We start from the raw sequence: 24,642 nt of genomic DNA, 5'->3' as shown, positions 1-24,642 counted from the left end.
GATGTGCGGTGGGATCGGTTTGTGCCGTCGTTTACGGCGTTGCGGCCGTCTCGACTGTTCACCGAAATCCCCGAAGCGCAGCCCGGGCAGGGCGAGGACGCCCCGACCCGCGAGGACCGGGGCGCGGCGACGGTGCTGCGCGAGCGGCTGGCCGCCGCCTCCGGGCCGGAGCGCGACCGGATCCTGCTCGACCTGGTCCGCGGCACCGCCGCGGCGGTGCTCGGCCACGCCACACCGAGCGGGATCAGGCCCAGCCGTGGCTTCCTCGAACTGGGCTTCGACTCGCTCACGGCGGTCGAGCTGCGCAACCGGCTGACCGCCGAGACGGGCATCGGGCTGCCCGCCACCCTCGTCTTCGACCACCCCACCCCGAACGCGCTCGCCGGGCACCTGCGGGCCGAGCTGGCGCCCGAGCAGCCGGCGTTGCCGATCGTGGCGGAGATCGAGCGCCTCGACCAGCTCCTCGGCGGCCTGCCCGGCGACCAGGTCGACGACGCGGTCATCGGCCGGCTGGAGGACCTGGTGGCCAGGTGGCGGGGGCGACCCGCCGCCGTCGCGCCGGCGCCGGCCGCCGGGCAGGAGTTGGAGTCGGCGAGCCGGGAGGAGTTGTTCGACATCATCCAGCGCGAGTTCGGCAAGTCCTGACCGGACGCGAGGAGTCCCCGACGGCACGGAAAGCCGTGACCTGACCGGCGTCGGCCAGGTCACGGCCGCCTAGGGGTCCGCGCGGCCCGTCTAGGGGTGTGCCTGCGTGGACCCGGCTCCGTAGGGTCGGAGCCCGTCAGGCCGTCTCGCCATGCCCACCGGCAGCGAGCGGTGCGGATGTGGGTGCGTGCGGTACCCCGGATGGACGGGAGGTCCGCATGGCCGGATCCGGCCTGCCTCAGTTGCTCGCCATCAGTGACCTGCACGTGGTCCACGCGGAGAACAAGGCCATCGTCGAGCGGCTGCGGCCGGAGCGGGACGGCGACTGGCTCATCGTCGCCGGGGACGTCGGCGAGTTCGTCGCCGACGTCGAGTGGGCGCTGGGACTGCTCAGCCGCCGGTTCGCCAAGGTGATCTGGGCCCCCGGCAACCACGAGCTGTGGACGCCCCGCGAGGACCCGGTGCAGCTGCGCGGGGACGCGCGCTACCAGCACCTGGTGCAGCTCTGCCGAGGGCTCGGGGTGGTCACCCCGGAGGACCCGTACCCCGTGTGGGACCCGCAGGGCGACGACCCGGTCCTCATCGCGCCGCTGTTCCTGCTCTACGACTACAGCTTCCGGCCGGCGGGGACGTACACGAAGGAGCAGGCCCTGGCGCGGGCCCACGAGGTCGGCGTGGTCTGCACCGACGAGATCCTGCTGCATCCGGACCCGTACCCGACGCGGGACGCCTGGTGCCGGGCGCGGCTGGCCCTGACCGAGCGCCGGCTGACCGCGGAACGCGACGGGCTGCCCACCGTCCTGGTCAACCACTTCCCGCTCGTGCGGGAACCCACCCGGATCCTGCGGTACCCGGAGTTCGCCCAGTGGTGCGGCACCGAGGCCACGGCGGACTGGCACGTCCGTTTCGACGCCCGCGTCGCCGTCTACGGCCACCTGCACATCCCGCGCACCACCTGGTACGACGGGGTCCGGTTCGAGGAGGTCTCGGTCGGCTACCCACGGGAGTGGCGCCGCCGCTCGACGCCGCCCGGACGGCTGCGCCGCATCCTGCCGGCGGTCACCGGACAGCCCGCCTGAACGGCCGTCGCGATGCTGGTCCCCGCTTCGTCCGGGACCAGCCGCGACGGCCCTCACGGGCCAGTCGATCAGGGGTTCTCTAGGGGTTGGGCGCGTGATGGGCGCTCAGTACCGTCCAGTCACGGTGGCGGGCATGTGTCGGCGGGACGGCCCGGCGTGGCGGGCGCCTGAGCAGGCACGACAACCGGAATCAGGAACAGGTGTCGGGTTCGTGGCCGAGCGGCCGTGTCTCCCACCCACCTGTGCACGAGGCCGGTCCGTCGGCGGTGGTGTGGTCAACGAATCGGCAGATTCCGATCGATAGCAAGCTCTGGGCGGGTGGGTCATGGCGGACGAAGACAAGCTCCTCGAACACCTGAAGTGGGTGACCTCCGAGCTCCGCCTGGCGCGCCGGCGCCTGACCGAGCTGGAGAACGAGGACGCCGAGCCGATCGCGATCGTCGGCATGGCCTGCCGGTTCCCCGGCGGGGTCGCCTCGCCGGAGGACCTCTGGGACCTCGTCGCGGGCGGCGTGGACGCCACCGGCACCTTCCCCGACGACCGGGGCTGGGACCTCGACGGACTCTACGACCCCGACCCGGACCACCCCGGCACCACCTACAGCAACCGCGGCGGCTTCCTGCGCGACGCCGGCCTGTTCGACCCGGCCCTGTTCGGCATCTCGCCGCGCGAGGCGCTGGCCATGGACCCGCAGCAGCGGCTCCTGCTCGAGGTGACCTGGGAGGTCTTCGAGCGGGCCGGCATCGACGCCACGTCGGTGCGGGGCAGCCGTACCGGGGTGTTCGTCGGCACCGCCGGGCAGGACTACACGTCCGTGCTGCGGCAACTGCCCGAGGGCACGGAGGGCTACGTCCTCACCGGCACGGCCGCGAGCGTCATGTCCGGCCGGCTGGCGTACTCCTTCGGGCTGGAGGGGCCGGCCGTCACGATCGACACCGCCTGCTCCTCCTCGCTGGTCGCCCTGCACCTGGCCGGTCAGGCCCTGCGCGACGGCGAGTGCTCCCTCGCCGTGGCCGGCGGCGTCACCGTGCTGGCCACCCCCGGCGCCTTCGTCGAGTTCTCCCGCCAGCGGGGGCTCGCCTCCGACGGGCGGTGCAAGGCGTTCTCCGCCGACGCCGACGGGACCGGCTGGTCCGAGGGCGTCGCGATGCTGCTCGTCGAGAAGCTCTCCGACGCCCGACGCAACGGTCACCCCGTCCTGGCGGTGATCCGGGGCAGCGCCGTGAACCAGGACGGCGCCAGCAGCGGCCTGACCGCCCCCAACGGTCCCTCGCAGCAGCGGGTCATCCGGCAGGCGCTGGAGAACGCCCGCCTCACCCCGGCCGACGTGGACGCCGTCGAGGCCCACGGCACGGGCACCCGGCTCGGCGACCCGATCGAGGCGCAGGCGCTGCTCGCCACGTACGGCCAGGGACGGCCCGCCGACCGGCCGCTGTGGCTGGGGTCGCTGAAGTCGAACATCGGTCACCCGCAGGCCGCGGCCGGCGCCGGCGGCGTCATCAAGATGGTGATGGCGATGCGGCACGGCGTGCTGCCGCCCACCCTGCACGTGGACCGGCCGTCCCCGCACGTCGACTGGTCGACCGGGGCCGTGTCCCTGCTCGACGAGGCGCGCCCGTGGGCGGGCGGCGACCACGTCCGCAGGGCCGGCGTGTCGTCCTTCGGCATGAGCGGCACGAACGCCCACCTGATCCTGGAGCAGGCGCCGGCCCCCGACCCGGCCGACGAGGAGGCCGCCCCGTACCGCCCTCGCGCCGTCGCGCCGGTGCTGCTCTCCGCCGCGCAGCCGGCCGCGCTCTCCGCCCAGGCCGACCGGTGGGCCCGCTGGCTCGCCGACGACGAGGAGCCGCGCCCGCTCGACGTGGCGTGGTCGTCGGTGGTGTCCCGCTCGGCGCTCGACCGGCGCGCGGTGGTGCTCGCCGACGACCGGGCGGGCCTGCTGGCGGGCCTGGAGTCCCTGGCGGCGGGGGAGTCGTCGGGCACGGTCGTCACGGGCCAGGCCGGGGACCGGGGTCCGCTGGCGGTGCTCTTCTCCGGCCAGGGCGCGCAGCGCGCCGGCATGGGCCGGGAGCTGTACGGCGAGTTCCCCGTCTTCGCCGCCGCCCTCGACGAGGCGTGCGGGCACCTGGACCGGGTGCTGCCGCGCCCGCTCAAGGAGGTGCTGTTCGCGCCCGAGGGCTCCGCCGAGGCGGAGCTGCTGGACCAGACCGTGTTCACCCAGGCCGGTCTCTTCGCCGTCGAGGTGGCGCTGTTCCGGCTGGTCGAGTCGCTCGGCGTCGCGCCGGACTTCGTGGGCGGGCACTCGATCGGCGAGATCGCCGCCGCGCACGTGGCCGGGGTGCTGTCCCTCCAGGACGCCTGCCTGCTCGTGGCCGCGCGGGGCCGGCTGATGCAGTCGCTGCCCGACGGCGGCGGGATGCTCGCCGTGGCCGCCGACGAGGCGGCGGTGGCGGAGTCGATCGCCGGGCTGACCGACCGGGTCGGCGTCGCGGCCGTGAACGGCCCGACGTCGGTCGTGGTCTCCGGCGCCGTCGACGCCCTCGACGAGGTCGAGCGGGTCTGGCGCGACCGGGGCGTGCGTACCCGCCGGCTGACGGTGAGCCACGCGTTCCACAGCCCGCTGATGGAGCCGGTGCTGGAGCGCTTCCGCGGCATCGTCGAGCGGCTGGCTTTCGCCGCCCCCACGCTGCCGATCGTGTCGAACCTGACCGGGGCGCTCGCCGACGCCGACGAGATCCGTACCCCCGAGTACTGGGTGCGGCACGTCCGCGAGGCCGTCCGCCACGCCGACGGGGTCGCCGCCCTGCGCGACGCCGGGGTCGACACGTTCCTGGAGATCGGCCCGCAGAGCGTACTGACCGCGATGGTGGCGGACGTCCTGCCCGACGACGACGTGCTGGCCGTCGCCGCCCAGCGTCGGGACCGGCCGGAGGCGCAGGCGCTGCTGGCGGCGCTGGCCGAGCTGCACGTGCACAGCGTGCCGGTCGCCTGGCAGGAGTGGTTCGCCGACACCGGCGCCGCCCGGGTGGACCTGCCCACGTACGCCTTCCAGCGGGAGCGGTTCTGGCCCGAGGTGCTGCCGTGGCGGGTCGGCGACGTGTCGGGCGCCGGCCTCGGCGTGGCGGGGCATCCGCTGCTCGGCGCGGCGGTGCGTCTCGCCGGCGACGACGAGGTGGTGCTGACCGGCCGGTTGTCGGTGTCGACGCACCCGTGGCTGGCGGACCACGTCGTCGGCGACGCCGTGGTGGTGCCGGGCACGGCGCTGGTGGAGCTGGCGGTGCGCGCCGGCGACGAGGTGGGCGCGTCGCGGGTACGGGAGCTGACCGTGGCGGCGCCGCTGGTGCTGCCCGAGTCCGGCGCGGTCCGCGTCCAGGTGCGCGTGGGCGCGGCCGACGACGCCGCGGTCCGCTCGGTGTCCGTCTACTCCCAGCAGGAGGACGACGACGACACCGAGTGGACGCGGCACACCGAGGGCCTGCTCGAACCGGTGTCGGTCGACGAGCCGGGCGTCGGCGCGTGGCCGCCTCCGGGCGCCGCCGAGGTGGACCTGAGCGGGTGGTACCCGGCGCTGGCGGAGCACGGCCTGTCGTACGGCCCGGTGTTCCAGGGCGTGCGGCGCGCCTGGACGGCCGGCGACGAGGCGTACGCCGAGGTGGCGCTGCCGGACGGCGTGGCCGGGGACGCGAGCGCGTTCGGGGTGCACCCGGCGCTGCTGGACGCCGCGCTGCACCCGGTGGCCCTGCTGCTGGCGTCGGAGCCGGCGGGCGGGCCCCGCGTGCCGTTCGCGTTCGAGGGCGTGCAGGTGCACGCCTCGGGCGCCAGGACGCTGCGGGTGCGGCTGACCCGGGACGGCTCCGGGGTGCGGCTGGTGGCCTGCGACGGCTCGGGCGCGCCGGTGGTGTCGGTGGACTCCCTGGTGCTGCGGGAGATGACCCCGACGTCGAGCCGCGGCGCCGCCGCCCGGTCGCTGTACGAGGTGACCTGGCAGGCCGAGCAGATCGAGGGCGTCGACGACCTCGCGGGGTGGACGGCGCTGGGCCGACCGGCCACGGACGCGCTGCCGCAGCTGCCGGTCTTCGCCGACGTGGCGGCGCTGGCGGCGGGCGGGGCGACGGCCCGGCGGGTGCTGCTGACGGTGCCGGCCGGCGAACCCGACGCCGCCGTGCCGCAGGCCGTACGGGCGGTCACCGGCTCCGTCCTGGACGCGCTGCGCTCCTGGCTCGCCGCCGAGGCGCTGGCGGACACGAAGCTCGTGGTGGTGACCCGCTGCGCGGTGGCCGCCGCAGACGACGACCAGGTCACCGACCTGGCGGCCGCCGCGGTCTGGGGCCTGCTGCGCTCGGCGCAGTCGGAGCACCCGGGGCGGATCGTCCTCGCCGACGTCGACGGCGAACTGACCCCCGCGACCCTCGCCGTGCTGGCCGGGGCGGCGGTCGACCCGTCGGCCTCCGGCGGGCAGCTCGCGGTGCGGGGCGAGCGGACCCTCGTGCCGAGGCTGGCACGGCCCGTGGGCGACGAGCTGACGCCGCCGCCCGGACCGTGGCACCTCGCCCCCGTCACTCCCGGCACCCTGGACGGGATCGGGCCGGTTCGGGCCACGCCCGTGGAGTTGGGCGCGGGCCAGGTGCGCATCGCGGTGCGCGCGGCCGGCGTGAACTTCCGCGACGTGCTGATCGGCCTGGGCATGTACCCGGATCCGGCGGCCGTGATGGGCAGCGAGGGCGCGGGCGTCGTGGTCGAGGTCGGTCCCGGCGTGACCGACCTGGCGCCCGGCGACCGGGTGATGGGCATGTTCGAACTCGGGTTCAGCCCGCAGGCGGTCGCCCACCGGGAGCGCGTCGCCAAAATGCCCGCCGGCTGGAGCTTCACCCAGGCGGCCTCCGTCCCCCTGGTCTTCCTGACCGCGTACTACGCGCTGCGCGACCTGGCCGGCCTGCGGGCCGGTGAGTCGGTGCTGATCCACAACGGCGCGGGTGGCGTGGGCATGGCCGCCATCCAGCTCGCCCACCACCTCGGCGCCACCGTCCACGCCACCGCCAGCCCCGGCAAGTGGGGGGTGCTGCGGGGCCTGGGGGTGGCCGAGGAGCGGATCGCGTCGTCGCGGACCACGGAGTTCGAGCAGGTCTTCGGTGTGGTCACCGGCGGTGCCGGCGTGGACGTGGTGCTCGACGCGTTGGCCGGTGAGTTCGTCGACGCGTCGCTGCGGCTGCTGCCGCGCGGCGGCCGGTTCGTGGAGATGGGCAAGGCCGACGTGCGCGATGCGGAGACGGTCGCCGCCGAGCACCCCGGCGTGGCCTACCGCGCGTTCGACCTCAACGAGGCGGGCAGCACCCGCATCGGCGAGATGCTGACCGAGATCCTCGACCTGTTCGCGCGGGGCGCGCTGCGGCCGCTGCCCGTACGGGCCTGGGACGTGCGCCAGGCCCGGCAGGCGCTGCGGCACGTCAGCCAGGCCCGCCACGTCGGCAAGGTCGTCCTGCGCATCCCCGCGCCCGTGGACCCCGACGGCACCGTGCTGGTCACCGGCGCGGCCGGAACCCTGGCCGGCGTACTCGCGCGGCACCTCGTCACCACCGGCCAGGCCCGCCGCCTGCTGCTGGCCTCCCGCCGCGCACCCGGCCGCGACGGCGACGACGACTACGCCACCCTGGTCCGGGAGTTGACCGACGCAGGCGCCGACGTCACCGCCGTTGCCGTCGACGTCAGCGACCCCGCGCAGGTCAGTGAACTGATCGCCGGGATCGACCCCGCGTACCCGCTGACGGCGGTGGTGCACACCGCCGGCGTGATCGCCGACGCGACCATCGGTTCGTTGGACGAGTCCGCCCTACGTACGGTGCTGGTGCCGAAGGTGGACGCCGGGTGGGCGCTGCACGAGGCGACCGCGCACCTGGACCTGTCGGCGTTCGTGCTGTTCTCCTCGGTGGCGGCCACCCTCGGCTCGCCGGGGCAGGGCAACTACGCGGCGGCCAACGCGTTCCTCGACGCCCTCGCGCAGCACCGCCGGCAGCAGGGGCTGCCCGCCACCAGCCTCGCCTGGGGCATGTGGGCCACCGACAGCACGATGACCGCGCACCTCGACGGCGACGACCAGCAGCGGCTGCGGCGGGTCGGGATGAGCCGGCTCTCCCCGGCCGAGGGCGCCGAACTCTTCGACGCCGCCCTGCCGGCGGTCCAACCGGTCGTCGTCGCGGCCCGGCTCCACGTCACCGGCGAGGCGAGCCACGTACCGCCGCTGATGCGGCACCTGCTGCGCGGCGGCGGCCGGCGCCGCACGGCCACCGACCAGCCGACCGCCGGTACGTCGTGGCGGGACCGGCTCGGCGGCCTGTCCGAGGCGGACGCCCGGCAGGCCCTGGTCGACCTGGTCTGCGGCCAGGCCGCCACGGTGCTGGGGCACGCCTCGGCGCAGGCGGTCCCCGCCGTGCGGGCCTTCAAGGACCTCGGGTTCGACTCGCTGACCTCGGTGGAGCTGCGCAACCGGCTCGGCGCCGCCACCGGGCTGCGGCTGACCGCCACGCTGGCCTTCGACCACCCCACCCCCGCCCGGCTGGCCGACCACCTGTTCCAACAGCTCGGCCAGTCCACCGGGGCCGGCCCCACGGTCCGCACCGTCGTCACCGCCGACGCCGACGAGCCCATCGCCATCATCGGCATGGCCTGCCGCTACCCCGGCGGCGTCGCCACCCCCGAGCAGCTGTGGCAGCTCGTCACCTCCGGGGCCGACGCGATCGGCGAGTTCCCCACCGACCGCGGCTGGGACCTCGACCGGCTGTACGGCACGGACGGCGACCAGGCGGGCGGCACCGTCACCCACCAGGGCGGCTTCCTCTACGACGCGGCCGACTTCGACGCCGGCTTCTTCAACATCAGCCCCCGCGAGGCCCTCGCCATGGACCCGCAGCAGCGGCTGCTGCTGGAGACCGCCTGGGAGAGCTTCGAGTACGCCCGCATCGACCCCGCCACGCTCAGCGGCACCGCCACCGGTGTCTTCATCGGGGCCGCCTCCTCCGGCTACGCCACCAGCGGACGCGACGACCTGGACGGCCTCGAGGGGCACCTGCTGACCGGAACGGCGGGCAGCGTCGCCTCCGGGCGGGTCGCCTACACGTTCGGCCTCGAAGGCCCGGCGGTCACCGTCGACACCGCCTGCTCCTCGTCCCTCGTGGCGCTGCACCTCGCCGCCCAGGCGCTGCGTGGCGGCGAGTGCGACATGGCGCTGGCCGGCGGGGTGGCGCTGATGGCGCAGCCCGGCATGTTCTCCGAGTTCTCCCGGCAGGGCGGGCTCGCCCCGGACGGGCGGTGCAAGGCGTTCGCCGCCGGCGCGGACGGCACCGGCTGGTCCGAGGGCGTGGGAATGCTGCTGGTGGAGCGCCTGTCCGACGCCCGGCGCAACGGGCACCGGGTGCTCGCCGTGGTGCGCGGCTCCGCGATCAACCAGGACGGCGCGTCCAACGGGCTGACCGCCCCGAACGGCCCGTCGCAACAGCGGGTGATCCGGCAGGCCCTGGAGAACGCGCGGCTGACCCCGGCCGACGTGGACGCCGTCGAGGCGCACGGCACCGGCACCACCCTCGGCGACCCCATCGAGGCGCAGGCGGTGCTGGCCACCTACGGGCAGGACCGCGCCGGCGGGGAGCCGCTCTGGCTCGGCTCCATCAAGTCCAACATCGGTCACTCGCAGGCCGCGGCGGGTGTGGCCGGCGTGATCAAGATGGTGCTGGCGATGCGGCACGGCATGCTGCCGCCGACCCTGCACGTGGACGAGCCGTCCCCCCACGTCGACTGGAGCACCGGGGCGGTCGCCCTGCTCACCGACGCGCGGCCGTGGCCGGCGGTGGAGCGGCCGCGCCGGGCGGCGGTGTCGTCGTTCGGCATCAGCGGCACCAACGCGCACACCATCATCGAGCAGGCGCCCGACGAGGCGGCCCCGGCGGCGCCCCCGCCGGCCGGGGACCTTCCCGGCCTGGTCGGGCCTGCCGCCGTGCCCCTGCCGGTGTCCGGCAGGAGCCCTCTCGCGCTCCGGGCGCAGGCCGCCCGCCTCGGCGAGCTGCTCGCCGGCGACGCCGCGCCGGAGCCGCTCGACCTCGGGTTCTCCCTGGCCACCCAGCGGGCCCACCACCCGTACCGCGCGGTCGTCGTGGCCGCCGACCGCGACGACGCGGTCACCCGACTGGCCGCCCTGGCCTCCGCCGACAGCTCGCCGGCCGGCGTTGACGCCGCGCCGAAGGTCGTCTTCGTCTTCCCCGGCCAGGGCTCCCAGTGGAAGGGGATGGCGCTGGACCTGCTGGAGACCTCGCCGGTCTTCCGGCAGCGGATGGGGGAGTGCGCCGAGGAACTTTCCCGGCTGGTGGACTGGTCCCTCGAGGACGTGCTGCGGGAGGCGCCCGGTGCGCCGCCCCTGGACCGGGTGGACGTGGTCCAGCCCGTGCTCTTCTCCGTCATGGTGTCCCTCGCGCAGCTCTGGCGCTCGTGCGGCATCGAACCGGCCGCCGTCGTCGGGCACTCGCAGGGGGAGCTCGCCGCCGCCTGCGTCGCCGGCGCGCTGACCCTCGCCGACGCGGCGCGGCTCGTCGTGGCGCGCAGCCGCGGCCTGCTGGCGATCGCCGGCCGGGGCGGCATGGTCTCCGTCCCGCTCCCGGCCGCCGACACCGAGCAGCTCATCGCGCCGTGGCGGGGGAGCCTCTCCGTCGGCGCCCTCAACGGCGCCGCCGTGACCGTGGTGGCCGGCGACTCGTCGTCGGTCGCCGAGCTGCTCGCGCACTGCGCCGAGCGCGGCATCCGCGCCCGGCGGGTCGCCGTCGACTTCGCGGCCCACAGCGGCCACGTCGACGCGATCCGCGACGACGTGATCACCGGGTTCGGCACCGTCGACCCGCGGTCCACCACCGTGGCCTTCCACTCCACCGTCACCGGCGGGCTGATCGACACCGCCGAACTCGACGCGGACTACTGGTACCGCAACCTGCGTGAGACCGTCCGGCTCGCGCCGGTCGTGGACCAGCTGATCGACCAGGGCTTCCGGGCCTTCGTCGAGGTCAGCCCGCACCCCGTGCTCAAGGTGGCCGTCCAGGACTCCCTCGACCGGGCCACCGGCGTGGGCGTGGTGGTGGGCTCGTTGCGCCGCGACGAGAACGGGCCGCACCAGCTGCTGGCCAACCTCGGCGACCTGCACGTCGCCGGTGTGCCCGTCGACTGGGCGCGGGTGTTCGCCGGCTCCGGCGCCGCCCCGGTCGACCTGCCCACGTACGCCTTCCAGCGGGACCGGTTCTGGCCGGCGGTCGACCGCTCCGCGGCCGGCGACGTGTCGGGCGCGGGGCTGGGCGCGGCCGGACACGGACTGCTCGGCGCGGCGGTGCGCCTCGCCGGCGACGACGAGGTCGTGCTGACCGGCCGGCTGTCGGCGTCGACGCACCCCTGGCTGGCGGACCACGTGGTCGGCGGCGCGCTGGTGCTGCCGGGCACCGCCCTGGTCGAACTCGCGGTACGCGCCGGCGACGAGGTCGGCGCCTCCCGGGTCCGGGAGCTGACCGTCGCCGCGCCGCTGGTGCTGCCGAACTCGGGCGCGGTCCGCGTGCAGGTGCGCGTCGGCGCGGCCGACGGCTCCGGCGCCCGGCCCGTGACGGTGCACTCGCAGCCCGACGGCGACCCCGAGGACGCGTGGACGCGGCACGCCGACGGCCTGCTGGAGCAGGCCGCCGACGAGCCGACCGTGGGCCCCTGGCCGCCCACCGGGGGCACCGAGGTGGACCTCGCCGGCTGGTACCCGGCGCTCGCGGAGCACGGCCTGGCCTACGGGCCGGCGTTCCGGGGCCTGCGGCGGCTGTGGACCGCCAGCGACGAGGCGTACGCCGAGGTCGCCCTGCCGGACGAGGCGGCCGGCGACGCCGCCGCCTTCGCCGTGCACCCGGCGCTGCTGGACGCCGCACTGCACCCCGTCGGGCTGCTGCTGACCGAGCGGACCGGCGGACCGCGCGTGCCGTTCGCGTTCGAGGGCGTGCAGGTGCACGCGTCCGGCGCCAGGGCGCTGCGGGTACGGCTGACCCGGGCGGGCTCGCGCGTGCGGCTGGTGGCCGGCGACGAGTCCGGCGCGCCGGTGGTGTCCGTCGAGTCACTCGCCCTGCGGGAGATGACCGCCACCACCGGCGCGGAGACCGCGGAGCGGTCGCTGTTCGAGGTGACGTGGCAGCCCGAGCCGGTCACCCCGGCGCGGGACGTCGCCGGCTGGGCGCTGCTCGGCGACGGGGACGCCCCGGCGGGCCTGGCCACGCCGGTGTTCCCGGGCGTCGACGAACTGACCGCGGCGGTCTCGGCCGGATCGGTCGAGGCGCCCCGCGCGCTGGTCCTCCCGGTCCACGCCGGTACGCCGGAGGGCGACCTGCCCGACCTCGTCCGTACGGCCACCGCCCGGGTCCTGGCCGTGGTGCGCTCCTGGCTGGAGAGCGACGCCCTGGCCGACACGACGCTGGTGGTGCTGACCCGTGGCGCCGTGGTGGCCACCCCGGCCGACTCGGTGCGGGACCTGCCCGGCGCGGCGGTCTGGGGTCTGCTGCGTTCCGCGCAGTCGGAGCACCCGGGGCGGATCGTCCTCGCCGACGTCGACGGCGAGCTCACCTCCGCCACCCTCGCCGTGCTGGCCGCCGTGGCCGAGGACCCGTCGACCACCGGCGGCCAGGTGGCCGTGCGCGGCGACGAGGTCCGTACCCCTCGCCTGGGCCGGCCCGCCGGTCCGGCCGCCGACGAACTCGTCCCGCCGGCCGGGCTGTGGCGGGTCGGAGCGGTGAGCCCCGGCACCCTGGACGGCGTCGGCATGGTGCCCGCCACGGCCGTCGCCCTGGACGCCGGTCAGGTACGCATCGCCGTGCGGGCCGCCGGGATGAACTTCCGTGACGTGCTGATCGGCCTGGGGATGTACCCGGATCCGGCCGCGGTGATGGGCAGCGAGGGCGCGGGCGTCGTGGTCGAGGTCGGTCCCGGCGTGACCGACCTGGCGCCCGGCGACCGGGTGCTCGGCATGTTCGAGCCCGCCTTCGCCCCCGAGGTGATCGCCACCCGCGACCTCGTCGCGAAGATCCCCGACGGCTGGTCCTTCGCCCAGGCCGCGTCCGTGCCGGTGGTGTTCCTGACCGCGTACTACGCGCTGCGCGACCTGGCCGATCTGCGGGCCGGTGAGTCGGTGCTCATCCACAACGGCGCGGGTGGCGTGGGCATGGCCGCCATCCAGCTCGCCCGGCACTGGGGCGCGACGGTGTACGCCACCGCCAGCCCCGGCAAGTGGGGGGTGCTGCGGGGCCTGGGGGTGGCCGAGGAGCGGATCGCGTCGTCGCGGACCACGGAGTTCGAGCAGGTCTTCGGTGTGGTCACCGGCGGTGCCGGCGTGGACGTGGTGCTCGACGCGTTGGCCGGTGAGTTCGTCGACGCGTCGCTGCGGCTGCTGCCGCGCGGCGGCCGGTTCGTGGAGATGGGCAAGGCCGACCTGCGCGACCCGGACGTGGTCGCCGAACGGCACCCGGGCGTGACCTACCGCGCGTTCGATCTCAACGAGGCCGGGCACCGGCGCATCGGCGAGATGCTCACCGAGCTGCTCACCCTCTTCGCGCAGGGCGCGCTGCGGCCGCTGCCCGTACGGGCGTGGGACGTGCGCCAGGCCCGGCAGGCGCTGCGGCACATGAGCCAGGCCCGGCACATCGGCAAGGTCGTCCTGCGGGTGCCCGCCCCCGCCGACCCGGACGGCACCGTGCTCATCACCGGCGCCGGCGGCGCCCTCGCCGGCGTGTTCGCCCGGCACCTCGTCACCACCGGTCAGGCCCGGCACCTCCTGCTGGCCTCCCGGCGTGGCCCCGAGCAGTACCGGGACCTGGTCGAGGAGCTGACCCGCGCCGGCGCCCGGGTCACCGTCGGCACCGCCGACGTGGCCGACCCCGCGCAGGTGACCCGGCTGCTGGAGCTGGTCGAGCCGGCGCACCCGCTGACCGCGGTGATCCACACCGCCGGGGTGATCGCCGACGCGACCATCGGCTCGCTCGACGCGCCGGCCCTGCACACCGTGCTGACGCCGAAGGTGGACGCCGGCTGGGCGCTGCACGAGGCGACCCGGCACCTGGACCTGGCCGCGTTCGTGCTGTTCTCCTCGGTGGCGGCCACCCTCGGCTCGCCGGGGCAGGGCAACTACGCGGCCGCCAACGCGTTCCTCGACGCCCTCGCCCGGCACCGCCACGAGCAGGGCCTGCCCGCCACCAGCCTCGCCTGGGGACTCTGGGCCACCAGCAGCGCCATGACCGCCCACCTGGGCGGCACCGAACACCGTAAGGCGATCCGCGCCACCAGCGCCCCGCTGACCGACCAGCAGGGCGTGGCGCTCTTCGACCTGGCGCGGCAGCGCGGCAACGCGCACCTCGTCCTCATGAACCTGCCGCCGGCAGCGTCGCGACCGACCGGCCAGACCGTGCCCAGCCTGCTGCGCGACGTGGTCCGGGCCAGCGGGCCGGCCCGGCGCGCGGTGGGCCGTGGCCCGGCGGACACCGCCTCGGTGCGGGACCGGCTGGCGATGCTCAGCCCGGCGGAGCGGCGCTCCCACCTGCTCGACCTGGTGGCCGCCAGCGTGGCCGCCGTGCTCGGGCACCGCTCGGCGGAGACCGTCGACGCCCAGCGCGCCTTCAAGGAGCTGGGCTTCGACTCGCTCACCTCGGTGGAACTGCGCAACCGACTGTCGGCCGCGACCGGGTTGCGGCTGCCCGCGACCGTGGCGTTCGACTACCCGACCCCGGTCGTGCTCGCCGAGTTCCTCGACCGGGAACTCGGCGGCGCGGCGGCCGTGGACCGCCCCGCCGCGGTCGGCACCGCCGCCGCCCTCGACGAGCCGATCGCCATCATCGGCATGGCCTGCCGGTTCCCCGGCGACGTGCAGACCCCCGAGCAGCTCTGGGACGTGGTCACCGCCGGCGCCGACGTCATCTCACCCTTCCCGACCGACCGGGGCTGGAACCTCGACGACCTGCGCGTCGGCGGCGAGGACGGCGGCGCCGTACCGCGCCAGGGCGGCTTCCTCCACGACGCCGCGCAGTTCGACGCCGCCTTCTTCGGGATCTCCCCCCGCGAGGCCCTCGCGATGGACCCGCAGCAGCGGCTGCTGCTGGAGACGTCCTGGGAGGCCTTCGAACGCGCCGGGATCGACCCCCACACGGCGCGGGGCAGCAGCACCGGCGTCTACGTCGGCCTCATCTACCACGACTACGCCTCCCAGGCCGCCGGCACCGACGACGAACTGGGCGGCCACGTCGGCAACGGCAGCGCCGGCAGTGTCGCCTCGGGCCGGATCTCGTACCTGTTCGGCCTGGAGGGCCCTGCCGTCACCGTCGACACCGCCTGCTCGTCGTCGCTGGTGGCGCTGCACCTGGCCACCCAGGCGCTGCGCCAGGACGAGTGCCGGCTCGCGCTCGCCGGCGGGGTGAGCGTCATGTCCACCCCCGGCATGCTCACCGAGTTCTCCCGGCAACGCGGCCTGTCGCCCGACGGGCGGTGCAAGGCGTTCGGCGCGGGCGCGGACGGCACCGGCTTCGCCGAGGGCGTCGGCATGCTCCTGCTGGAGCGCCTCTCCGACGCGCAGCGCAACGGCCACCGCGTCCTCGCCGTCGTACGCGGCAGCGCGGTGAACCAGGACGGCGCCAGCAGCGGCCTGACCGCGCCGAACGGCCCCGCCCAGCAGCGGGTGATCCGGCAGGCGCTGGCCAACGCCCGGCTCGCCACCACCGACGTGGACGCCGTCGAGGCGCACGGCACCGGCACCGCACTCGGCGACCCGATCGAGGCGCAGGCGCTGCTGGCCACGTACGGGCAGGGCCGGCCGCAGGACCGGCCGCTGTGGCTGGGTTCGGTCAAGTCGAACATCGGCCACGCCCAGGCTGCGGCCGGGGTCGCCGGCGTGATCAAGATGGTGTTGGCGATGCGGCACGGCATGCTGCCGCCGACCCTGCACGCCGAGAAGCCGTCCCCGCACATCGACTGGACGGCCGGTTCGGTCGCCCTGCTCACCGAGGCGCGGCCGTGGCCGGCCGCCGACCGGCCCCGCCGTGCCGCGGTGTCGTCGTTCGGCATCAGCGGCACCAACGCGCACACCATCATCGAGCAGGCCCCGGAGCCCGTCCCGGCGCAGGCCGCACCGCCCGCCACGGGCGTCCCCGGCGACCTCGTCGCCTGCGTCCTCTCGGCCCGCGACGACGCCGCCCTGCGCGAGCAGGCACGCCGGCTGCGGATCCTGGTCGACGACGAGCCGGACCTGACCGTCGCCGACGTGGGCCGGGCGCTCGCCACCGCCCGGACCGCGTTCGAGCACCGCGCGGTGCTGCTGCCTTGCGACCGCGACGGACTGCTCGCCGCCCTCGGCGCGCTGGCCGACGACGAGCCCTCGGCCGCCGTCGTGCGGGGGGTCGCCCGCAGCGGCCGGACCGCCGTCCTCTTCTCGGGGCAGGGGGCGCAGCGCGCCGGCATGGGTCGCGAGTTGTACGCGGCCTTCCCGGTCTTCGCCGCCGCCCTGGACGAGGTGTGCGGCCACCTGGACCCGCTGCTGCCGCGCCCCTTGCGGGAGGTGCTGTTCGCCGCCGAGGGCTCCGCCGAGGCGGGACTGCTGGACCAGACGGTGTTCACCCAGGCGGGGCTGTTCGCCGTCGAGGTGGCGCTGTTCCGGCTGGTCGAGTCGCTCGGGGTCGTACCGGATCTGGTGGCCGGGCACTCCATCGGCGAGGTGGCCGCCGCCCACGTCGCCGGCCTGTTCAGCCTCGCCGACGCGTGCGCGCTGGTCGCGGCGCGTGGCCGGCTGATGCAGGCGCTGCCCGCCGGCGGGGGCATGCTGGCCGTGGCCGCCGACGAGGCCGCGGTGGCCGGGTCGCTCGCGGGCCTGACCGACCGGGTCGGCGTCGCGGCGGTGAACGCCCCGGCGGCCGTGGTGGTCTCCGGTGCCGTCGAGGCCCTGGACGAGGTGGAGCGGGTCTGGCAGGAGCGGGGCGTCCGTACCCGCCGGCTGACCGTCAGCCACGCGTTCCACAGCCCGCTGATGGAGCCGATGCTGGCCGAGTTCCGGCAGGTGCTCGACGGGCTGACGTTCCACTGGCCCGTCCTGCCGATCGTGTCGAACCTGACCGGTCAGGTCGCGGACCCCGACGAGATCGGCACCCCCGACTACTGGGTCCGGCACGTCCGGGAGACCGTCCGGTTCGCCGACGGGGTCGCAAGCCTGCGCGAGCGCAACGTCCGTACGTTCCTGGAACTGGGCCCCGACGCGGTGCTCGCCGGCATGGTGGGCGCCTGCCTGCCGGACGACGGGACCGCCCCGCCGGCGACGGTCGTGGCGACGCTGCGCCCCGGCCGGCCCGAACCGGCGTCGCTGGTCACCGCGCTGGCGCAGCTGTACGCGCACGGCGTGCCGGCCACCTGGACCGCCCTCCTGCCGGCCGGGACCCGCCCGGTCGACCTGCCGACGTACCCGTTCCAGCGGCAGCGCTTCTGGCCGGCCGTGGGGCGGCTGCGCGCCGGTGACGTCAGCGGCGCCGGCCTCGGCGTTGCGGAGCACGGGCTGCTCGGCGCGGCGGTGGACCTGGCCGGCGACGACGAGGTCGTGCTGACCGGTCGGATCTCCCTGACCACGCACTCCTGGCTGGCCGACCACGTGGTCTCCGGCGTCACGCTGGTCCCGGGTACGGCGCTGGTGGAGTTGGCCGTACGCGCCGGCGACGAGGTGGACCTGCCCCGGCTGCGCGACCTGACGGTCCTGGTGCCGCTGCTGCTCCCCGAGTCCGGCGCCGTACGGATCCAGGTGCGGGTGTCCGCGTCGGAGTCGCCGCAGCGCCCCGTCGCCGTCTACTCCCGCCCCGACGACGACCCCGAGGCCGGCTGGACCCGGCACGCGGAGGGCGTGCTCGAACCGGCGACGGCCGACGAGCCGCGGACGGCCGCCGCCTGGCCGCCCGCCGACGCCGCCGAGGTGGACCTGGCCGGCTGGTACCCGGCGCTGCTCGGGCACGGCCTGGCGTACGGCCCGGTGTTCCAGGGGCTGCGCCGGGTGTGGACCGGCGGTGACGACGTGTACGCCGAGGTGGTGCTGCCGGACGAGGCGGCGACGGAGGCGGCACGCTTCGGCGTGCACCCGGCGCTGCTGGACGCCGCTCTGCACCCGATCGGGCTGCTGCCCGGCACGGAGGAGTCGGGCGGGCCGCGCGTGCCGTTCGCGTTCGAGGGCGTGCAGGTGCACGCCTCGGGCGCGGGGCTGTTGCGGGTGCGGTTGACGCGGAACGGTTCCGGGGTGCGGCTGACCGCCTTCGACGAGGCGGGCGCGCCGGTGGTGTCGGTGGACTCCCTCGTCCTGCGGGAGCTGACCGGCGTGGCCGCCGCGAGCGCGGCGTCCCGCTCGCTGTTCGAGGTGGCCTGGCAGGCCGAGGAGGCCGAACCGGTCGACGACGCGTCGGGCTGGGCGGTGCTGGGCGGGCCGGCCCTGCCGGGCGTCCCCGGCGGTCCCTCCGCCGAGACGATCAGCCAGTTGCGGGCCGCGATCGACGCCGGCATCGCGCCACCGCGCCTGCTGCTGTTCACGCCGCCGGCCGCGCACGACGACGCCGACCCGGCGCAGGCCGTACGCGCGGTGACCTCCGACGTGCTGGGCCTGGTGCAGGCCTGGCTGGCCGTCGACGCGCTGGCGGACTCGAAGCTCGTGGTGGTGACCCGGGGCGCGGTGGCCGTCCGCGACGAGGACCGGGTGACGGACCTCGCGGGTGCGGCCGTGTGGGGTCTGCTGCGCGCGGCGCAGTCGGAGCACCCGGGCCGCATCGTGCTGGCCGACGTCGCCGACGCGATGAACCCCGGCGTGCTGGGCATCCTGGCGCACTTCGCCGCGGACCCGGCCGGCGGCCAGCTGGCCGTCCGCTCCGGCGAGGTGTTCGTGCCGCGCCTGGTGCGCGCGGTTGCCCCGGCATCGGCGCAGGCGCCGGTCGTGGGTGACGGCGCGGTGCTGGTGACCGGTGGTACGGGTGCGTTGGGCGCGTTGGTGGCGGAGCACCTGGTGTCGGTCCACGGCGTGCGCTCTCTCGTGCTGGTGTCGCGGCGTGGCCCGGAGGCCGCCGGTGCGGGCGAGCTGTCGGAGCGGCTGACGGCGCTTGGCGCCGCCGTGCGGATCGTCGCGTGCGACGTGACGGACCGGGAGCAGGTGTCCGCTCTGGTCGGTGAGGTCGTTGCCGACGGCCGGTTGGCGGGTGTGGTGCACACGGCCGGTGTCCTGGACGACGGGGTGATCGAGCGGGTCACCGATGAGCGTCTTGCGGGGGTGTTGGCGCCGAAGGTGTCGGCGGGTTGGTTCCTGCACGAGGCGACGGCGTCGCTGGACCTGGACTTGTTCGTGGTGTTCTCGTCGGTGGCGGGGGTGTTGGGTTCGCCGGGGCAGTCGGCGTACGCGGCGGGTAACGCGTTCCTGGACGGGTTGGCGGGGTACCGGCGGCAGCTGGGTCTGCCGGCGGTGAGCCTCGCGTGGGGCATGTGGGACACCGCCGGCATGGCCGCGTCGATCGGCGGCAACGACCGGGCCCGGACGGCGCGTGCCGGACTCCGGCCGATGAACGCCCGCACCGGGTTGGAGCTGTTCGACGCCGCGGTGGGCGCGGAGCGGGCGGTGCTCGTGCCGGCCGCGATCGACGTACCCGCGCTGCGGGCGGCGGCCTCCGGCGCGGTCGTACCGCCGATGCTGCGCAACCTGGTCGACGTGGCGACGACCCGCCGCCGCGCCGGGCAGGGCACCGGCGGCTGGGCCGACCGGCTCGCCGGCCTCGGCGCCGAGGACGGCCTCGCGCAGGTCGACCAGCTGATCCGGGGCCTGGTCGCGCAGGTGCTCGGGCACGGCGGCGCCGAGGCGGTGCCGGCCGACCGCGCGTTCAAGGACCTGGGCTTCGACTCGCTGACCGCCGTTGAGCTGCGCAACCGGGTGAACGGCGCGACCGGCCTGCGCCTCACCTCGACCCTGGTGTTCGACTACCCGTCCCCGCAGGTCCTGGCGGCCCACGTGTACGCGGAACTCGCCGGCACCCGGCCCGGCACCGTCGCGCCCGACGAGGCGACGGCCGGCGACGCCGACGAGCCGATCGCGATCGTCGGCATGGCCTGCCGCTACCCCGGCGGGGTGGAGTCTCCCGACGAGCTGTGGAAGCTGGTCAGCACCGGCGGGGAGGGCATCGGGGAGTTCCCGGCCGACCGGGGCTGGGACCTGGAGTCGCTGTACGACCCGGACCCCGACCACGCCGGCACCTCGTACACCCGGCACGGCGGCTTCCTGTACGGCGCGGCGGAGTTCGACCCCGGCTTCTTCGGGATCTCGCCGCGCGAGGCCCTGGCGATGGATCCGCAGCACCGCCTGCTGCTGGAGGCGTCGTGGGAGACGTTCGAGTCGGCGGGCCTGGACCCGTCGGGCCTGCGGGGCAGCCGGACCGGCGTGTTCGCGGGCGTCATCTACCACGACTACTCGACGCGGCTGATGGAGACACCCGAGGTCGAGGGCTACATCGGCACGGGCAACTCGGGCAGCGTGCTGTCGGGCCGGGTGGCGTACACCTTCGGCCTGGAGGGCCCGGCGGTCACCGTCGACACGGCGTGCTCGTCGTCGCTGGTGGCCCTGCACCTGGCCGTGCAGGCGTTGCGCAGCGGTGAGTGCGACCTCGCGCTGGCCGGCGGCGTGACGGTGATGGCGACGCCGGGGACGTTCGTGGAGTTCTCGCGGCAGCGGGGTCTGTCTGCCGACGGCCGGTGCAGGTCGTTCGCCGCGTCGGCCGACGGCACGGGCTGGTCCGAGGGCGTCGGTGTGCTGCTGGTGCAGCGCCTCTCCGACGCGCGCCGCGAGGGCCGGCGGATCCTGGCGGTCGTACGCGGCAGCGCCGTGAACCAGGACGGCGCGTCGAACGGTCTGACGGCGCCGAACGGCCCGTCGCAGCAGCGGGTGATCCGCCAGGCGCTCGCGTCGGCGCGGCTCTCCGCCGCCGACGTGGACGTGGTCGAGGCGCACGGCACGGGCACGACGCTGGGCGACCCGATCGAGGCGCAGGCCGTGCTGGCCACCTACGGGCAGGACCGGCAGGGCCGGGAGCCGCTGTGGCTCGGCTCCATCAAGTCGAACATCGGCCATGCCCAGGCCGCGGCCGGCGTCGCGGGTGTGATCAAGATGGTCATGGCGATGCGGCACGGTCTCGTGCCGCCGACCCTGCACGTGGACGAGCCGTCTCCGCACATCGACTGGACGGCCGGGGCGGTCGCCCTCGCCACCGAGCCCACGCCGTGGCCGCAGGTGGACCGGCCGCGTCGGGCGGCGGTGTCGTCGTTCGGCATCTCCGGCACCAACGCCCACGTGATCATCGAACAGCCGCCCGCCGAGGTGGTCGAGGGCGAGATCGTCGCCGACGATGTGCCGCCGGTGGCGCCGGTGCTGCTGTCCGCCCGCGACGCGGCCGGGCTGTCGGCGCAGGCCGGCCGGTGGGCGCGCTGGCTGTCGGCGGACGGGCAACTGCGCGCGGTGGACGTGGCGTGGTCGTCCGTGGTGTCGCGGTCGGCGTTGGAGTACCGGGCGGTCGTGTCCGGTACGAGCCGGGACGAGCTGCTGGCGGGCCTCACGGCGGTGGCGTCGGGCGAGCCCTCCGGGACCGTCGTGACCGGTTCCGCCGCCGCGCGCGGACAGCTCGCGCTGCTCTTCTCGGGTCAGGGCGCGCAGCGCGCGGGGATGGGTCGGGAGTTGTCGGCCGGGTTCCCGGTGTTCGCCTCCGCCCTCAAGGAGGTGTGCGCGCACCTGGATCCGTTGCTGCCGCGTCCGTTGCGGGAGGTGCTGTTCGCGTCGGCGGGTTCCGCCGAGGCGGGGTTGCTGGATCAGACCGTCTTCACGCAGGCGGGGCTGTTCGCGGTCGAGGTGGCGCTGTTCCGGCTGGTGGAGTCGTTCGGGATCGTGCCGGACATGCTGGCCGGTCACTCGATCGGCGAGATCACGGCCGCGCATGTCGCGGGCGTGTTGTCCCTGGCGGACGCGTGTCAGCTCGTGGCCGCGCGGGGTCGGTTGATGCAGGCGCTACCCGCCGGCGGCGGGATGCTCGCGGTGGCGGCCGACGAGGCGGCGGTGGTCGAGTCGATCGCGGGCCTGGGTGCGTGGGTCGGCATCGCCGCCGTCAACGGGCCGGCGGCCGTGGTGGTTTCCGGCGCCGTCGAGGCCCTCGACGAGGTGGAGCGGGTCTGGCGGGAGCGGGGTGTGCGGACGCGCCGGTTGACGGTGAGTCACGCGTTCCACAGCCCGTTGATGGAGCCGATGCTCGACGAGTTCCGTGCGGTCCTGGACGGGTTGACCTTTGCCGCGCCGATGCTGCCGATCGTGTCGAACGTGACCGGTGTGCTGGCCGGCGACGAGATCCGTACGGCCGGGTACTGGGTGCGGCACGTGCGTGAGGCGGTGCGCTTCGCCGACGGGATCGCGGCCCTGCGCGACGCCGGGGTGGACACGTTCCTGGAGGTCGGGCCGCAGAGCGTGTTGACCGCGATGGCGGCGGACGTGCTGCCCGACGACGAGGACGTGCTGGCCGTGGCCGTGCAGCGTCGGGACCGGCCGGAAGCGCAGGCGCTGCTGCACGCCCTGGCCGAGTTGCACGTGCACGGGGTGCCGGTGACCTGGCGGCCGTGGTTCGCCGATTCCGGCGCGCGGCGGGTCGACCTGCCCACGTACGCCTTCCAGCGGGAACGCTACTGGCCCGCGCCGTCGGGGCGGCCACGACAGACGGCCACCCACGGCGTCGACGCCGACTTCTGGGACGCGGTGGAACGCGCCGACCTGACCGCCCTCGCCGCGCAGTTCGGCGACGACGGCGCGGCCCTGGACGCCCTCACCCCGGCCCTGCCGGTCCTGTCGACCTGGCACCGGGCGCGTACGCGGCGGGCGGTCGTGGACGCGTGGTCGTACCGGGTCGGATGGAAGCGGACCGACATCACCGCCGATCCGGCGCGCCCGGGCGTGTGGCTGCTCGTGACGGCGGAGGACGACCTGACGGACGGCACCCGCGCGGAGGCGGCCACCAAGGCCCTCGCCGAGGTCGGCGCCGACGTGGTCCGGCTGACCGTCGACCCGGTCGGCACCGACCGGGCGGGACTCGCCCGCCGGCTGGCCGACGCGCTGGCCGACGGACCCGTCACCGGCGTGCTGTCCCTGCTCGGCCTCCGCGACCAGCCGCACCCCGCCCACCCGGCCGTACCGGTCGGGACGGCCGCCACGCTGCTGCTGCTCCAGGCCCTGCACGACACCGGGACGACGGCCCGGCTGTGGTGCCTGACCCAGGGCGCGGTCAGCACCGGCGACGGGGACGCCGTGCACGGCGTCGCCCAGAGCGGGTTGTGGGGCCTGGGGCTCGTGGCGGGCCTGGAACACCCCCAGCTCTGGGGCGGACTCGTGGACCTGCCCGAGCAGGTCGACGCGACGGCCTGGGACCGGGTGGCGCGGGTGGTGACCGGCGCCGGCGACGAGGACCAGCTGGCCGTACGTCCCTCCGGGGTGTTCGTCCGCCGACTGGTCCGTGCGGCACCCGCCGCCCCCGACACGGCGGAGCGGTGGCGGCCGTCCGGCACGGTGCTGATCACCGGTGGTACCGGCGCTCTGGGCGCCCACGTCGCCCGGTGGGCGGCGGCCAACGGGGCCGCGCACGTCGTGCTGACCAGCCGTCGGGGCGAGCGCGCCCCCGGGGCGGCGGAGCTGCGCGAGGATCTGACCGCGCAGGGCGTACGGGCGTCGGTCGTGGCCTGCGACGTGGCCGACCGCGACCAGGTGGCGGCACTGCTGGCCCGGCTGGACGAGGACCCCGCGCCGTTGACGGCCGTGGTCCACGCGGCGGGTGCCGGCGAGCCCGGCCTGATCGCCGACACCGACCTGGCTGCGTTCGCCGGCGTGCTCGACGGCAAGGTGGCCGGCGCGGTGCACCTGGACGCGCTGCTCGGCGACCGGCCGTTGGACGCCTTCGTGCTGTTCGCCTCCATCGCCGGGGTGTGGGGCAGCGGCGGGCAGTCCGCGTACGCCGCCGGCAACGCCTTCCTGGACGCGCTGGCGGAGCAGCGTCGCGGACGGGGCCTGCCGGCGACGTCCGTGGCCTGGGGGCCGTGGGCCGACGGCGGCATGGCCACCGGCGAGGCCCAGCAGCTGCTGGCCCGGCGCGGCCTGACCGCGATGGCACCGGCCGACGCCGTGCACGCCATGCGGTACGCCGTCGGCCTGCCCCGGGCGGCGCTGACCGTGGTGGACGTCGACTGGGCGGTCTTCGCCCCGGCGTACGCCTCGGCCCGCCCCCGGCCGCTGCTCGACGACGTCGCCGAGGCCCGCGAGGCGCTGCACGCCCAGGCCGGGGAGCAGCAGCCGGGCGGGGTCGCCGACGCCCTGCGGGAGCACCTGCTCACCCTGCCCCGGCCCGAGCGGGTCCGGCACCTGGTCGACCTCGTCCGTACCCACGCCTCCGCCGTGCTCGGCCACTCGGGCACGGACCGGGTCAAGCCGCAGCGCGCCTTCAAGGAACTCGGGTTCGACTCGCTGACGGCGGTCGAGCTGCGTAACCGACTGACCGGGGCCACCGGCCTGTCGCTGCCCGCGACCCTCGTCTTCGACTACCCGAACCCGGCCGTGCTCGCCGAGAACCTGCTCGACGGCCTGCTGCCCGAGGGGGCGCAGGCGGACGACGGCGACCCGGCGGAGGTGGCCGTCCGGCAGGCGCTCGCGGCGATCCCGCTGACCCGCCTGCGGGAGGCCGGGCTGCTGGACCTGCTGCTCAACCTCGCCGACGCCGACGGCGGCGATGGCGACGAGTCCACCGACGAGGCCCTGGACCTCGACGAGCTCGACACCGACGCCCTCGTCAGGCTGGCGCTTGATGGAACCGATTCCTGA

At 75.9% G+C, this 24,642-nt stretch carries 3 protein-coding genes; all 3 read left to right on the top strand.

The features are described 5' to 3' along the window. Window positions 1–645, top strand: a 645-nt coding sequence (locus AC5L34_RS28975; protein WP_494827823.1) for an acyl carrier protein, incomplete at its 5' end; no start/stop codon positions are given. 218 nt (window positions 646–863) lie between these two features. Continuing rightward, window positions 864–1,724, top strand: a complete 861-nt coding sequence (locus tag AC5L34_RS28970; RefSeq protein ID WP_089000789.1) for a metallophosphoesterase family protein — start codon at window positions 864–866, stop codon at window positions 1,722–1,724. Between the two features lie 325 nt (window positions 1,725–2,049). Next, on the top strand, window positions 2,050–24,642 hold the full coding sequence (locus AC5L34_RS28965; protein ID WP_494827821.1) for a type I polyketide synthase: 22,593 nt from the start codon (window positions 2,050–2,052) through the stop codon (window positions 24,640–24,642).

Source organism: Micromonospora sp. ZG13, assembly GCF_059359355.1.
This window is presented reverse-complemented; position numbering and strand designations above follow the sequence as displayed.

Bases quoted from the DNA above. Each gene is read 5' to 3' on its own strand.
- AC5L34_RS28965 (WP_494827821.1), top strand. From the start codon at position 2,050: ATGGCGGACGAAGACAAGCTCCTCGAACACCTGAAGTGGGTGACCTCC.
- AC5L34_RS28970 (WP_089000789.1), top strand. From the start codon at position 864: ATGGCCGGATCCGGCCTGCCTCAGTTGCTCGCCATCAGTGACCTGCAC.